Origin of the sequence: Pseudomonas helleri, from assembly GCF_001043025.1 — a bacterium.
Lineage (GTDB): Bacteria > Pseudomonadota > Gammaproteobacteria > Pseudomonadales > Pseudomonadaceae > Aquipseudomonas > Aquipseudomonas helleri.
Genome location: NZ_JYLD01000001.1, coordinates 593,885 through 608,150 on the forward strand (window position 1 = coordinate 593,885; position 14,266 = coordinate 608,150).

General features: G+C 60.5%; 14 protein-coding genes and 1 tRNA gene. 5 read left to right on the top strand and 10 right to left on the bottom strand.

All coding sequences use genetic code 11. From position 1 onward, the window contains the following. The first annotated feature begins 182 nt into the window (after positions 1 to 182). Positions 183 to 259: transfer RNA gene (locus TU84_RS02590), tRNA-Arg, on the top strand. A 22-nt stretch (positions 260 to 281) separates the two neighbouring features. On the opposite strand, the gene TU84_RS02595 is transcribed toward TU84_RS02590, so the two are convergent. Beyond that, complete coding sequence (locus TU84_RS02595; RefSeq protein WP_048366923.1) at positions 282 to 1,307, bottom strand: 5'-nucleotidase; 1,026 nt, start codon at positions 1,305 to 1,307, stop codon at positions 282 to 284. Positions 1,308 to 1,453: 146 nt separating this feature from the next. After that, the gene (locus TU84_RS02600; protein ID WP_048366924.1) at positions 1,454 to 1,717 is read right to left on the bottom strand and encodes a DUF3077 domain-containing protein; all 264 of its coding nucleotides are present in this window, start codon (positions 1,715 to 1,717) and stop codon (positions 1,454 to 1,456) included. A gap of 455 nt (positions 1,718 to 2,172) precedes the next feature. Here TU84_RS02600 and TU84_RS02605 point away from each other — a divergent pair, with 455 nt between their 5' ends. Beyond that, a complete protein-coding gene (locus TU84_RS02605; RefSeq protein ID WP_053225179.1) occupies positions 2,173 to 3,384 on the top strand; it encodes a colicin E3/pyocin S6 family cytotoxin in 1,212 nt (403 codons plus the stop codon). Further along, on the top strand, positions 3,381 to 3,611 hold the full coding sequence (locus tag TU84_RS02610; RefSeq protein ID WP_048366925.1) for a DUF7683 domain-containing protein: 231 nt from the start codon (positions 3,381 to 3,383) through the stop codon (positions 3,609 to 3,611). Before TU84_RS02605 ends, TU84_RS02610 begins: the two co-directional genes overlap by 4 nt. Before the next feature lie 82 nt (positions 3,612 to 3,693). Here TU84_RS02610 and TU84_RS02615 read toward each other — a convergent pair whose 3' ends face one another. From TU84_RS02615 to TU84_RS02635, 5 genes are all read right to left on the bottom strand, one after another. After that, positions 3,694 to 4,665 carry a 5-oxoprolinase subunit C family protein gene (locus TU84_RS02615; RefSeq protein ID WP_048366926.1) on the bottom strand — a complete coding sequence of 324 codons (972 nt, stop codon included), beginning with the start codon at positions 4,663 to 4,665 and terminating at the stop codon, positions 3,694 to 3,696. Then, a complete protein-coding gene (locus TU84_RS02620; protein ID WP_048366927.1) occupies positions 4,662 to 5,534 on the bottom strand; it encodes a 5-oxoprolinase subunit B family protein in 873 nt (290 codons plus the stop codon). Before TU84_RS02620 ends, TU84_RS02615 begins: the two co-directional genes overlap by 4 nt. Further along, on the bottom strand, positions 5,531 to 6,904 hold the full coding sequence (locus tag TU84_RS02625; protein ID WP_048366928.1) for an acetyl-CoA carboxylase biotin carboxylase subunit: 1,374 nt from the start codon (positions 6,902 to 6,904) through the stop codon (positions 5,531 to 5,533). The genes TU84_RS02620 and TU84_RS02625 overlap by 4 nt, the downstream gene beginning before the upstream one ends. A gap of 10 nt (positions 6,905 to 6,914) precedes the next feature. Next, the gene (locus TU84_RS02630; RefSeq protein ID WP_048366929.1) at positions 6,915 to 7,160 is read right to left on the bottom strand and encodes an acetyl-CoA carboxylase; all 246 of its coding nucleotides are present in this window, start codon (positions 7,158 to 7,160) and stop codon (positions 6,915 to 6,917) included. 87 nt (positions 7,161 to 7,247) lie between these two features. Continuing rightward, positions 7,248 to 8,006: a 5-oxoprolinase subunit PxpA gene (locus TU84_RS02635; protein ID WP_048366930.1), complete on the bottom strand. Its 759-nt coding sequence runs from the start codon at positions 8,004 to 8,006 to the stop codon at positions 7,248 to 7,250. Positions 8,007 to 8,130: 124 nt separating this feature from the next. Between TU84_RS02635 and TU84_RS02640 the strand changes: the two genes are divergently transcribed. Then, positions 8,131 to 9,048, top strand: a complete 918-nt coding sequence (locus TU84_RS02640; protein WP_048366931.1) for a LysR family transcriptional regulator — start codon at positions 8,131 to 8,133, stop codon at positions 9,046 to 9,048. 76 nt (positions 9,049 to 9,124) lie between these two features. Here TU84_RS02640 and TU84_RS02645 read toward each other — a convergent pair whose 3' ends face one another. The 3 genes from TU84_RS02645 to TU84_RS02655 form a co-directional block, all read right to left on the bottom strand. Beyond that, the gene (locus TU84_RS02645; RefSeq protein ID WP_048366932.1) at positions 9,125 to 11,821 is read right to left on the bottom strand and encodes a TonB-dependent receptor; all 2,697 of its coding nucleotides are present in this window, start codon (positions 11,819 to 11,821) and stop codon (positions 9,125 to 9,127) included. A 100-nt stretch (positions 11,822 to 11,921) separates the two neighbouring features. Beyond that, positions 11,922 to 12,917 carry a FecR family protein gene (locus TU84_RS02650; RefSeq protein WP_048366933.1) on the bottom strand — a complete coding sequence of 332 codons (996 nt, stop codon included), beginning with the start codon at positions 12,915 to 12,917 and terminating at the stop codon, positions 11,922 to 11,924. A gap of 90 nt (positions 12,918 to 13,007) precedes the next feature. Beyond that, on the bottom strand, positions 13,008 to 13,514 hold the full coding sequence (locus tag TU84_RS02655) for an RNA polymerase sigma factor (protein ID WP_048366934.1): 507 nt from the start codon (positions 13,512 to 13,514) through the stop codon (positions 13,008 to 13,010). A 203-nt stretch (positions 13,515 to 13,717) separates the two neighbouring features. On the opposite strand from TU84_RS02655, the gene TU84_RS02660 reads away from it, so the two are divergent. Beyond that, complete coding sequence (locus TU84_RS02660; protein ID WP_227024808.1) at positions 13,718 to 14,266, top strand: RNA polymerase sigma factor; 549 nt, start codon at positions 13,718 to 13,720, stop codon at positions 14,264 to 14,266.

Here is a 14,266-nt window from a genome sequence, read left to right on the forward strand (position 1 = left end):
AAACGAATCCTAGGGTCAACAGGGGTAAAGGACAATAGGCTGTTCGAAAAAAAGAACAAACGGCCTGATTTCACCCTTTTCTCACCTAGTCCTCATTAATACCCCATAACGCACAAAGAAACACCCGACGAATCAGCGGCATGGACGGGCGACACGCAGATGAGTATCATGGCGCCCGCGTTGCACCAGTAGCTCAGCTGGATAGAGTACTGCCCTCCGAAGGCAGGGGTCGTGGGTTCGAATCCCGCCTGGTGCGCCATCTTTCTTTGTATTGAGTCTTTCTACGGCTCAGCCGACTCAACCCCCGAATCGGCCACTTCCAACACACCCCCTTCCTTGTCAGCCGGAGCCGGTAGCTCCAGTACGTTTGTGCGCGTCAGGTACGGCACTTTGCCGGAAGGCACCAGGGTGGCGGCGGCTTCCAGGTGGATGTCTTGATCGTCGAAGAAGATGTGCGGGTTGAAGGCGGTGAGTACTTTGGCTTTGCCGACGCCGCCGAGGAAGAAGGCTTCGTCGACGTAGACTCCCCAAGCGCGCAGGGTGTTGATGACGCGCATTTCTGAGGGGGAATTGCGCGCGGTCACGATGGCGATTCGGATGGGGGAGTCTTTGCTGCCGGTGGGCAGGCGTTCTTGCAGGCTGGCCAATTTTTTTAACAGGCTGGCGTAGGGGCCTTCTTCCATGGGGGTGTGTTGCAGCGCATCTTCTTGCGCCTGGAAGGCGACCAAACCTTTGGTTTTGTAGACCAGTTCGCTGGCGTCGGAGAACAGGACGGCGTCGCCGTCGAAGGCGATGCGCACTTGGCCTTCGGGGATTTGCGGGGCGTTGGCCGGGGGTGCGGTGAGGATCGCTGCGGCGCATTGTCTGGAGTCGATGACCTTTTGCGCATCTTCGACGTTGGTGGTCAAAAACAGGTCCACATCGAAAGCATCGATGTAATCGGCCACTGACTCGCCGCCGGTGAAGGCCGAGCGGGTGATTGCCAGTTGGTCGTGACGTATGGTTTTAAGCACGCGGATGCCGGTGTCCGGGCTGTTGCGGGACATGACCACCACTTCGACCAGCGGCGCTTGGTCGTCGCTTTTGCGATGCCGGTTCAGGTCCAGCAGGGCTTTGACCAGGTAGTACCCCGTGCCGGGTTTCAGCAGTTCGTTTTCACGCTCTTGCATGTAGCGGCGGTAGTTGGGGATCGCGCTCTCAGGGTCGGTTTCGAGGCCTTCCTTGAACATTTGGTCAGACTCGCTCATGTCGAATAGCGCGGTAGCGGAAATACCGACGACCAAGGTGTTGCTCAAATCAAATGCCATGGGGACTTCCTTTATGCCGCTGCGCGCTTGCTGAGGCTGCGAGGATAGTCGATTTAGTGCTGTTCATCTGTAGGCGTGAGCCTCGCGATCTTTGGGAAGATCAAAAGATCGCGAGCAAGCTCGCTCCTACAGATTGGTGGGGTGGGTTAGAGGTCGTGCAGGCACAGGTCGTCGATGACGGCTTTGCCCATGTCGCACAGGTAGTGCGAGGCCCAGGCATGGCGTTCGCCGTCGTGTTCCAAGGCAGCATCAAGGGCCAGCTTTTTGGCGCAGAACAGTAAGGCCGAGACTTGTTCTAGCGCTTGGCGCAGCGGGATATCCGGGTTTACACGAAACAACTGATGGTCGCCTGCACCGCAAGGGCCAAAGGTCACGACGCCAAGGGTTTTGATCGGGGAAGAGGTGGTCATTTTTGAAGCTCCTATGGGATTCAGAGCTACCACCATTGGTTCTCAGGCTAAAGGTGGCAGCCGTACGCGGGCTGAGAATCGGGAGCATAGGAACCCCGGCAGGCACGAAGGCCTCCCGCGCACAGCCGCCATAACACAGCAAACTGGCACACAAAAAACGCCATCTATCATTGGGATGGGCGGCGTTAAGGTCGCTATTCTTCCTCGGATTCTCAAGCCCGACCACTGTTTATTTCAGTGACGGCACACAGTACGCCTGCCTTTAAAACCAAGAAGCCATCCATTGCCGCACTTCACGTAGGAGCGTGCGCTTTTCTGTGCCCGCCTCTCAAACTGCGCGCTGTAAAAATCCTTCAGACCTAAGTCTGTCTGCTTACAGACATTGCCGAGCAAGCTGATTTCGGCCGCATTTTGATGCCGATACCGTGCGCCGCTCTCCTACTGGAAGGCGCCCTATGAGCAGCAAACAAGGTGTGACGCAAACACTAAGGCGTGTGGGTGGCGATGGCGGCCAAGGGGCTTCGTATTTTGATGACATGACCCCGGCCGAACTCAAAGAGCGTGATGCCGGGATCAAGGCCTACGAGGCCATTCAGGCCCGGCAAGATGCCTACATGGCGCGCCGCCAAGCTGAAGCGGCCGCTCAGCAAAGCCAACAAAAACCTGAGCGCCGGGGCTGTGTGTTCGCCAAGTGCAGCAAGCTGCCCGATGCCGTTATCAACTACACAGACCCAGCAGGTTTTGTGCCGGTTGATAGTCTGAGTGACTACGGCAATTTTGCGATTTTAGGTGGGTCTCAGACCGACAGTTCCGGGTTGGTGCCACTGGCCTTAATCAGTGGCGCGGTACCGGCGGGTATCGGTGGTCTGGCCTTGAGCGGCACCGCTACTGGAACGACCGCCACTGGAGGCGCTGCCGCCGTGGGCGGAACGATGATTGCCAGCACGTTGTTGGGCGTGCTCGCCTTTTTATGGCCGTCTTCACTGGCTGACAGCGCCCTGTACACCGAAGACCAACTTCGCTCGCTCAAGCAAGCCCGCACCCGTATGCGCTTGCAGGTTGAGCAACAGGCAGATGGATCGCTCAAGGGCTATGGCTTTTACACCGGCTCAACACCCGAATGGGAAATGATCGACGTCATCCAGTTCAGCCAACGCGGTTCGCAGCAGGTGGCGGACTTTGGGGGTGGCGTGGAGTTGATCTGGACGCCCGCGATAAATCCTCAGGACACGCTCGGGATTCCACCGTTGAAAGGTGCGCCGCACACGCCGCAGATATGGATCTACCCGCCGACAAAAGCCGCTGACGCGCTGATCGTTAATCCGATTTATCCACCGGACTACAAAGACTTCATTTTGGTGTTCCCGGCTGACTCGGGTGTGGCGCCGCTTTATGTTGTGTTGAATGTGCCGGGGCATGGGTATCACCCAGCGCCCAATGCTTTAAGTGGTTTTCCTGATGCCAAAATTGCACCGGCCAAGACTTTTAAAAGCGGCGGCATGAAGCGTAAACGCTGGAAAGTTTCAGACGGCAGAATACTTGAATGGGATTACCAGCACGGCGCGGTAGAAATGTACGACAAACGCGGCAATCACTTGGGGGAGTTCAATGCAAACACCGGTGAACAAACGAAACCCGCCAAACCCACCAGGAAAGTAGAACCATGAACCATTCTGTTTTGATTTTCGACAAGACCACAGAAGAGCTAATAAACGAAGTGCCTATCCCTGGCGCGCATGCTGAACAACTCAAAGCGCTCATGGGATGGGCTTCGGATGAAGAAGCAATCTATGAGTACGACCTCACCCCAGCGCAAGTGCGGACTATCCAAACATGGGTAGAGAGCACACTGGAAACCCCGAACGGCCTCTATCAGTTGTCTTGCTCAGCGTAAAAACTGTAGGAGCGAGCTTGTCTCGCGATCTTTTTAAAGGTCAAAAGATCGCGAGGCAAGCTCGCTCCTACCGTGGGTGGGGTTAGGTGAATAGTTTGCTCAGGAAGGTGAGTTTTTTCTTGTAGGAACGCCGGGCTTCGAGGGCTTGGTCGAGGGTGACGCTGACGAAGCGGGCCTTTTGGTTGGGTTGCATTTGGCCGATCAGGTCGAGGTCGGCGCTGATGACGGTGCCGATCATGGCGTAGCCGCCACCCGAGACGGCGTCGCGGTGCAAAACGATGGGTTCGAGCCCGGCAGGGACCTGGATCGAGCCAATCGGGTAGCAGCTGTCGACGATGTTGGACGGGTCAGAACCGGCGCCAAACGGTTGCTCACGTGGCTGGAAGCTCAAGGCGCTGCCGCCCTTGAAGCGGTAGCCAATGCGATCAGCCTCGGAGCCGACGGTCCAGAGTTCGGCGAAGAAGCTGTGCGCGGCCGCTTCGCTGAGGCGCTCGTAGTACAGGCCCGGGACGACCCGCAGGGTGATTTCGCCACCAATGGCTTGGCGCAAGGCCATGGGCAAGCTGGCCCCGGCGCGGCCTTTGCCGCTGGCAATGCCCACAGGCAGTTCGTCGCCCGCCACCAACCGCCGACCGTTGAAGCCGCCCAACCCGCCAAGGGCATAGGTGGAGCGGCTGCCGAGCACAACCGGCACGTCGATACCACCCGCCACCGCCAGGTACATGCGGGCGCCCGCCTTCGGAAAGTCAAAGCGCAGCACTTGCCCGGCCTTCACCGAGAACGCGGTGTCGGGGTGCATTTCTACGCCGTCGAGGCGGGGGGTCATGTGGGCGCCGCTGACCGCGACCAACGCGTCTTGCTGGAACTCGAGTTCCGGCCCCAGCAGCGTGCATTCCAGCGCCGCTGCACCGGCCGGGTTGCCCACTAATTGGTTGGCGGCGCTCAAGGCGTATTGGTCGAGCGCGCCGGATGGCGGGATGCCCAAGTGGTAGTAGCCTTCGCGGCCCAAGTCTTGAACCGAGGTGGCGAGTCCGGGTTTGAGTACTTTGATCATGCCAGCACCTGCGACAAAGACTGTGGATAGCCAACCGGGTCGGCCAGAAACGCGTCCAGCGAGAACTCCACCGGCCGGATCCGCAAATCGAAACGCCCGGCGTCGACCTCGGCCACGGCGTGGTCGTAGTCTTCGCGGCTCATCGGTTTGAATTGCACGATGTCACCGGGGCGGAAGAACACCATGTGTTCTTTGAGGTAGGCGAGGTTCTGCTGCGGGTCGTAGATCGGCGCCGGGGTGACGCCAAACATTTGGTAACCGCCCGCGCCACGTACCGAGTAAATGCAGCCAAAACAACCGCCGTGGCCGAGGGTCAATTTGGGCGTGTCGGTGCGCGGCCGCAGGTATTTGGGCACCTGTAATTGCCGCTCGCGCTCTACCATCTGGAACATAAACGGCAGCCCGGCAACAAAGCCGACCATCGAGACAAACCACGGCGCACCGCTGTGGGCTTCGATGAAGGCCTCGACATCGGCCAGGCCGTTGATGCGGGCGGCGTATTCCAGGTCCGTGGCAAGCGGGTCTTGGTGGCGATCGCGAAAACGCATCAGGGTTTCGTACGTCCACGGGTCGTTGTAAAGCACCGGAATTTCGATGATGCGGGTGTGCAACGAGCGCTCGGCGACGGCCCCTGCTTCGGCGCTTTTTACGGCGTCGAGCAGCGTTTGAGGAGCGATGCGGTCCGGGTCAAAACGGATCTGGAATGAAGCGTTGGCCAGGCACACATCAAGCACGCCATCGAGGGCCATGTGCTCCACTGCGCGGGTGACGGCCATGCCTTTGAAGAAAGCTTCGAGGGACATGCTGTCGCTGACTTCGGCAAACAAATGCTCGTCCGCGCCGAAGCTGTAGCGGATTGGGGTATTCATGCGTCACCTCCACCAGAGTGCTCAACCAACCAGGTTTCCAAGGTGCCGGTGTTGAAGTCCGCGCTGTGCAGCCACGGCTGTTTCAACAACTGGCCATGCAACGACAAGGTGCTGGCCATGCCGGTCAATTGAGTCTGCTCTACCGCGCTTGATGCCCGGGCCAAGGCTTGCGAACGGTCAGCGCCGTGCACAATCAGTTTGGCCAGCAACGAGTCGTAGTACGGCGGCACACGGTAGCCTTGATACAGGTGCGTGTCGACGCGAACGCCCTCACCCTGCGGCCAGACCAACGCCTCGACCACGCCGGGGCTGGGGAAGAAATTGCGCGCCGGGTCTTCGGCATTCAGGCGCATTTGCAAGGCGGCGCCATTGAGGCGGATATCGCTTTGCTGCAAGCCCAACGGCTCGCCAGCAGCAATGCGCAACATGGCCTGGACCAGGTCGATGCCAGTGATCAATTCACTGACCGGGTGTTCGACCTGAATCCGCGTGTTCATCTCGATAAAGAAGAACTCACCTGTCTCATCGTCGTACAGGTATTCCAGCGTGCCAGCGCCCTTGTAGCCCAGCGACTCGGCCAAGCGTACGGCGCTCTCGCAAAGGGTTTCGCGCTGTTGCTGAGTGAGGACCGGCGACGGCGCTTCTTCGAAGACTTTTTGCCGACGGCGCTGCAACGAGCACTCACGCTCAAACAAATGCACGGCGCGCTGACCGTCGCCCAGCACCTGGACTTCGATGTGCCGCGCCTTGCCGATAAAGCGCTCCAGATACACCGCGCCATTGCCGAACGCGGTCTGCGCTTCACGCTGGGCGCGCGGGAATTCTTCGCTCAGTTGCTGGGCGCTTTGCGCCAGGCGAATCCCACGCCCGCCGCCACCGGCCGATGCCTTGATCAGCAAGGGATAGCCCACAGACTCGGCGGCCTTGAGCGCGGAATCGACGTCGAACAGCTCATCCGCAGAGCCCGGCACCACGGGCACGCCAGCGGCCTGCGCGGTGCGGCGGGCCTCGGCTTTGTCACCCATACGGCGAATGGTATCGGGGCTGGGGCCGACAAAAATCGCCCCGGCGGCGAGCACGGCTTCGGCGAAGTCGGCGTTCTCGGACAAAAAACCGTAACCCGGATGCACTGCGTTGGCGCCGGTGGCTGTCAGCGCGCCGATCAAGGCCTCGATGTTCAGATAGCTTTTATCGGCGCGGGCCGGGCCGAGGATGTGGACCTCATCGGCCATGCGCGCAGCCTGTGAGTCGACGTCGGCTTCGCTGCACGCGGCCACGGTGGGAATCCCCAACGCCTGGGCGGCGCGAATAATCCGCACGGCGATCTCGCCACGGTTGGCGATCAGTAATTTATGAATGCCTTGGGTCATGGTCGCGCCCTTACTCGTGGTCGAGCGTTGCGATGACTTGGCCCGGCTCGATCGGGTCGCCGTCTTCAACCAGGAAGGCGCTGACCCGACCGGCTGCCCCGGCGGTCAATTCAGAAAACTGCTTCATGACTTCAATCAAGCCAATGACCGTGTCGGCAGTGACCTGCGCGCCCACTTCAACAAAGTTGTCCGAGTCCGGTGAAGCTTTGCGGTAGAACGTGCCCGGCAATGGGGTGATGACGGTGTGTTCGGCCATGTCTGTTCCTCTTGGAATAGTTGTAGAAAGGCAGGCAAAAAATGAATCGATGCGAAACCCTGGTTTCTGGCGCCAGGTGTTCAGGGATTAACGCGGCGCGCGCACCTTGAGCCCGGCACCGTCCAGTGCGCCGTGCACCGCTTGGGCCAAAACGAGCGCGCCCGGCGTGTCGCTGTGCAAGCAGATGGAGTCGAACTCGATGGCCAGGTCTTCGCCTTCGACGGTGCGTACCACGCCCTCCTGACAGGCACGCAACGCACGCTCGGCAACATGGGCCGGGTCGTAAGCACGCACATTGCGGGTAAACACGATGGAGCCGCTGAGGTCGTATTCGCGGTCGGCATAGAACTCACGAACCACCGGCTGGCCCAGCGCTTGCGCGATGCGGCAGATCACCGAACCCGGCATGCAAAACAGCAGCAGCTCTGGCTCCAGACGTTGCAGGTTCTCGACCAGCAAGCGCGCGGCTTCTTCGTCGCGGGCCAGGTGCATGTAGAGCGCGCCGTGGGGCTTGATGTGTTGCAGTGCAACGCCTTGAACACGCGCCAGCTCACGCAGGGCGCCGAGTTGATAAAGGATGTCGTCGACCAGTTCCTGGGCCGGGGCATTGATGTGGCGACGGCCAAAACCGACCAGGTCGCGAAAGCCCGGGTGTGCGCCAATGGCCACGCCCAGTCGCTTGGCTTGCTCGATGGTGCGGCGCATGGTGCTCGGGTCACCGGCATGAAAACCGGTGGCGATATTGGCCGAGCTGATGAAGGCCATCAGTTCGGTGTCGACGCCATCGCCGATGGTCCACGGGCCGAAGCCCTCGCCCATGTCGGAGTTGAAATCTACGGTGTGCATGGGTGCTGCTCCTGGTGCTGATGACTGCATGCAAACTACGTTAGAGTGCTGCCAACCCCGTGGAAAGATCTATTAATAGATAGGATGCCTTCTGAAAAACAGATAGATGCCCTATGGAGTGTCCATGTCACTGACCCTGCGCCAAGTCCGCTATTTCGTCGCCACCGCCGAGATTGGGCAAATCTCCCAGGCGGCGATTTATTTGAATATTTCCCAGTCGGCGGTGACCACAGCGATCAAGGAGCTGGAAAGCACTGTCGGCACGTTGCTATTCCAGCGCTCGGTTCAGGGCATGACTTTGACCGAGGCCGGGCGGCATTTTCTGAACCGGGCCTACGTGATTTTGCGCAGCGTGGATGACGCCTTGAACAGCCCGCTGCCGGACATCCGTGCCAGCGGCGTGTTGCGCTTGGTGGCCAGCTACACGGTGATCGGTTATTTTTTGCCGCACCATTTGCAGCGCCTTGAACACTGGCACCCGGACGTCACCATCGAAGTCCATGAACAAGAGCGCACGGCGATCGAGCAAGGGTTGCTGGAAGGCCGTTTCGACATGGCGGTGGTGCTGACGGCGAACCTGACGCACCCGGACATCGTCTCGGAAACACTCTTCAACTCTGAGCGCCGGTTGTGGCTGCCCAGCCATCACCCGCTGTGCGAGCGCTCGGCCGTGAGCCTGGCCGACGTCGCCAAAGAGCCCTACATTTTGCTCACCGTGGATGAAGCGGAACAGAGTGCGATGCGCTATTGGGAACAGAGCCACCAACAGCCTAACGTGCGGGTGCGCACCAGTTCTGTTGAAGCGGTGCGCAGCATGGTTGCCAATGGCAGCGGCGTGGCGATCCTGTCGGACCTGGTGCACCGGCCATGGTCGCTGGAAGGCAAACGCATTGAAACCGTGACCGTCACCGACGCCGTGACGCCCATGAGCGTGGGGTTGGCGTGGCATCGCGAGCGCGACTTGAGCCCGGCGATGCAGGCGTTTCGTACGTACTTCCACGACGCCTTTTTGGCCCCGCAGCAGATATCGGCGCGGCGTTGATGCGGTGCAGGAGCGAGCTTTTTTAAGATCAAAAGATCGCGAGGCGAGCTCGCTCCTACAGGGGGAGGGGTGAGGATTAGAACTGGTATTCGACGCTGCCTTGCAGGGTTCGCCCACGGCCCAGGGTGAAGGCCAGTACGTCGCCCAGCGGGACGAGGTAGGCGCGGTCGGTGACGTTTTCCATGGCCACACGCAGGTTTAATTGGTCGTTGACCCGGTAGCTGCCGTACAGGTCGTAGACGGTGTAGGGCTTCCAGTCTGCCGGGTAAACGCCGCCCTGAGAGACGGTCACGTCCGGGCCGCCGGCAATGGAGTAGCCGCCGCTGTAGCGGGCGCGGGCGCCGATATCCAGTTTGCGCTCGAAGAAGCGCGCGCCCAAGGTGAGGGTGCCGCGGTCCATCGGCATGTGTTCGGCAGAACCGAGGATGGCGCCGCAATGCGAGGAGCCGTTGGCGATGTCATCAGGGATCATGGCGTCTACCGGCTGACGGCTGCCGGGTTTTTTGACGATTTTGGTGACGCCGCCCAGCCAGGCGGTTTTGCTGCAGTAGTCGTTGGTGCCGATCATGTGGGTGTAGTTGAACTGGCCATAGGCGCGACCCGCGTCGTAGTCCAACTGGTACTCAATGCCCTTGAAGCGGGTTTCTTTGAGGTTGTTGACGTAGGCGCTGTTGCCCAGGCTGGCCATGCCATAACCCGGCTTTTGCAAGGCCATGTTCATGAAGATGAAGTCGTCGACCCGGGTGTCAAAGTACGACACTTTGGCGCCTATACGGTCGCCGTCCAGGAACAGGCTGTCTTTGAAGACGTTGACGCCCACTTCCCAGGTGGTCGAGGTCTCTGGCTTGAGGAACGGGTTGGGGTAGGTGAATTCTGCGCCCCCGCCATGGGGCCGCCCGCTGATCATGGTTTCGGTCACGGCCGGTGGGCGCCAGCCCTTGCCGTAAGTGGCGAACAGTTGCATCCAGTCCAGGCCCGGCTTGACCGATAGGCCGAAGGTGGGCGAGAAGCGGCCTTGCTCTTCGTCAACATCGTAGTGCACCGACTCGCCGATCTGCTTGGTGGTGCCAATCACGAACGTGCGGGTTTCAAGGCCGGTTTTGCCGCGCAGCCGGTAACGGTCGTAGCGCAAGCCCGCGTTCACGTTGAACCAGTCGTCGTAGTCGTAATCCAGACGCGTGAACAGGCTGGCCACGCCACGATCGCCCTTGGGTGTCATGTTTTCTGAGTCCGGGGTATCGAGCACGGCGCCTTCAGCCACGGCTTGGGTCGAGTTGGGGCGCACTTTGTCGTAGAAGAACTCCAACCCGTAGTTGGCTTTGATGATCGAGCGTTCACCCAGTGCAAACAGCGAGGTGTTCTGCGCTTGCAGGCCGTAGGTGTCGGTCTGGTAGGTGACCTTGTAGCCAGGGCTGATACCGCGCGCCAGGGTGCTCTGTTGGTTGCGGTTGTCGACGTGGTAGACCTTGGCCTTGAAGTCGATCAGCGGATTGTCCGGCGTGTAGCTGTAGTCCAGCGCCAGGTTCTGCGCCCTGACGCTGTTGCTGCCGAGTTTGTCCCAAAGGTCGGCCTTCTCGACGTTCATCATGTTGGCGTCGGTGTAGTTGACGTTGGTCACCAGGTAGCTGAGTTGCAAGCGCTGGTCTTGTGGCAGGTTGAGGCCGAGTTTGATCAGGCGTGAGCGCATCACCGAGCCTGAGTATTCCACCGGGGAGTTTTTAAGGCGGGTGGCGTTTTCCGGGTGGGCGGCAGAGCCTGTGCGCAGCTCGCCGATGGAGCCTTTGGTGCCGGGGTCATAGTCGCCCAGATGGCGCTCGCTCGCAGCCACCAGCATGTCCCAGACTTCGCCGCCGATGGCAAAGGCCGAGCTACCGATAAAGTGGGTGCCATTGCCCAGCCCGCCAAGGCCTGTGGTGGCGCGGATACGGCCGCCGATTTCTTTGCCATCGGTGAGCAGGTCCGACGCTTCAAGGGTGCGGAAGTTGGCAATACCGCCAATCACGCCCGCGCCGCCCATGGTGGACGTGGCGCCCTTTTCAATCACGACCTGGGAGAGCAAATCGGGGTCGACATACAGCGTGCCGTTGCGTTGCTGGTGGCCGCTTTGTTGATAGTTCTGGCGCATGCCGTCGACCGACATGTTGACCCGGCCATAGTCCTGAATGCCGCGAATGTTGACGGACAAACCGGGGTCTTGCTGACTGACCGCCGAGTACACGCCGGTGGTTTCTTCGAGCATGTCGGCGGCGTGGCGTGGCGGGTTGCGGTCCAGTTGTTCGCGGCTGACCACGTTGACCGAACGCGGCGCCTGGTAGACCCAGTCCCCAGGGTGCGCGGCGTTGACTTGGGTGGCCGACAAGCTCAGCACATTGCCTTCGTGCACCGGCAGTTGGAACAACTGCACGGACGGGCGTTTGCTGCCTTGGGCCTGGTTGTGTTCGAAGCGGATGCCGCTGCCGTCGAGCAACTGGCTCAGGGCCGCGGCGATGCTGTAGTTGCCCTGCACGGCGTGGCCCGTGCGGCCTTGCAGCTGTGCGTCGCCGACCAGCAGATCGATCCCGGCTTGAGCGGCCAAGGCGTAGATGGCGGTGTCCAGTGGCTGAGCGGGCACGTTGAACGGACGAACGCTGTCGAGCGTGGCCACCTTGCCCGGCGCCCCTGTTGCCGTGCTTTGCTGAGCGGCCACCTGGCCTGTCGATACCGCGCCAAGCAGCATAATGGCCATGCCTATAGCCCGTCCCAGACGACTGGGGATCGGTCGTTCTACGTTCATCCTTAACCACTCCTTGAATGCTAATGAATTGCATCTGCATTAGCATTGACGGATGGTCGCACACCCTAGGTAAAAATAATTTCCAGCCCGTGGTCGGGGCTTAATACAGCACGGTCACGCCTGCCAGTTGGGCGACCTGAAGCTGGCGTTCGGCTGCCAGGGTACGGATGGCGGCATCGAGGTTGTCGAGGTGGAACAAGCCGCTGACCGGGGTGTGCGCCTGCTCGCTGGCGACCAGTTTGAGCAGGCCGGGGCGAAAGTCCGAGAAGCGTTGCAGCACCTGATCGAGGGGCACATTGCGAAAGATCAGCACGCCCTGCGCCCAGTCGGCGCGCTGTGTCGGGTCGTCGTTGAGGGCGACGATGCCCTGACCGCGTTGGTAGCGGGCGGCTTGGCCCTCACTCAGCGCCAGCTCGCTCTGGGGCTGTTGCAGGCTGACGTTGACGCTGTGTTGCAGCACGCCGACCCAGGCGTTGTCGCTGTCTTGTCGTTGCACCAAAAAGCGCGTGCCCAATGCTTGGGTTCGACCGCCGGAAGCTTCGACGACGAACGCACGTTTTTCTTCGCCCTGACGCGGCGCCGGGCTGAACAATGCCTCGCCCTGGATCAGTCGCACGCGGCGTTCATGGCCGTCGTAATCGACGTCCAGGGCGCTGCGCGAGCCGAGCAGCACTTGGCTGCCATCTGCGAGGGTCAAGGTGCGAACCTCGCCAGTGCCGGTGCGGTAATCGGCCATCAATGGGGCCAGTGTGTCACGACTGTTTACGGCCAGCATCACCACCAGCAACAGGCCTGCAACGCCCGCCCAGCGCACGGGCATCCGCGGCTCCCAGGTGAACAGGCCGCGCAGGAAGCGCCGCACACGGGTGGCCCGCGCCACAGGGACGGGGGTGGCAAACAGCGGATTGGCGCGCAGGGTTTCAGCCATCTCCCAGAGCATTTCAGCGTCGGCCAGAGCATCGGCATGGGCCGGGTCGGCGTCCAGCCAACGCTCCAGCGCGTCCATTTGTTGCGCATCCAGCCGCTCCATGCGTTGGCGTACGGCCCAGTCAGCGGCCTGCTGGCGGATTCGCTCAGCAGTGGCGTCAGGCGTCATCACAGGATGTTCTCTTTTTTGGGCGTATAGGGAATATGACGGGCAAGGCAGCCATATCCGGTAAATAAACACGCATACGGTGCAGGGTTTTCATCCGCGATGCTCCATTTTTTGCGCGACGAAGCTGACGGCCATGGCCAGATGCTTCTGCACGGAGCTGGTGGAAATCGCCAAATGTTCGGCGGCCTGTTGATAACTCATGCCTTCGAACCGACACAATTGGAACACCTGACGCGTGCGCAGGGGCAGCGCGGCCATCGCCTGCAACAGGCGTTGCATGTCTTGCTGGACCTGGGCGCGCATGTCCGGGCCGGGCATCGGATCGACAACGTCGTGCAGGGTTTCCAGAGGGACGCTGTCGGTGCGGGTCTGTTGATGGCTGCGCCGATGGTCAATGACCAGACGGCTGGCCATGGTAAACAGGAACGCCATGGGTTCTTGCAGGCGCTCTTCACTCTCGCGCATGGCCAGGCGGGTAAAACACTCTTGGGTGAGGTCGTCCGCCAGTTCGGGCTGGCGTGTTTTTAATAGCAGAAAGCGCCGCAGACGCGGCGCGCACTCGGCATACCATCGCTCCAGTTCGGTTTCAGAGGCCATGGCGCCTGCGCTGCTCGATTTAAATGAGGTTGATATTCTTTATCATTTGCGCAGGTAGAGGCAAGAGGCTATTACGGGTGAGAAGGCTCTTGGGGCAAAAGCCAGATCAAGAGATCGCGAGGCAAGCTCGCTCCTACAGGGGGGGGCCGGTGTGTTGGCGTTGCGTTGGCGGACGCAATCGTGAATGATACGGCTTCTCATTTATGACCCTTTCTCGTCCGGGCTTTCCGTTCATGCCTTCGCCCTCCCCTTCAACGTTGCTGGCCAGCTTTCAGGAGCATTACGACGATCTGTTGTCGTTCCTGACGCGGCGCCTGCGTGATCGGCATCGGGCGGCGGATGTGGCACAGGAAACCTGGATCAAGCTGGCGAAGATCGACCCTGATACGGTCACGGTGCTGAATGATCGGCACTTTATTTTCAAGGTGGCGGGTAATTTGGCCATTGATGCGCTGCGGGTTGATCAGCGCCAGACCCGTAATCTGAGCGCCGAGCCGCCGTCCATCGACATCGCCGACCCGGGGTTGCCGCCAGAAGGCTTATTGCTGGCCAAAGAGCGCATCGGCATTTTGGATGAGGCCCTGCAACAGCTCTCACCTAATGCTCGCAAGGCGTTGTTGCTGAGCCGTATCGATGGCATGACCCAAGCGCAGATCGCGGCAGAACTGGGCGTGTCGCCAAGTATGGTGGCAAAATACATCGGCCAGGCGTTGCGCCATTGCCGTGACTGGCTCAAACACAACCATGCCTGA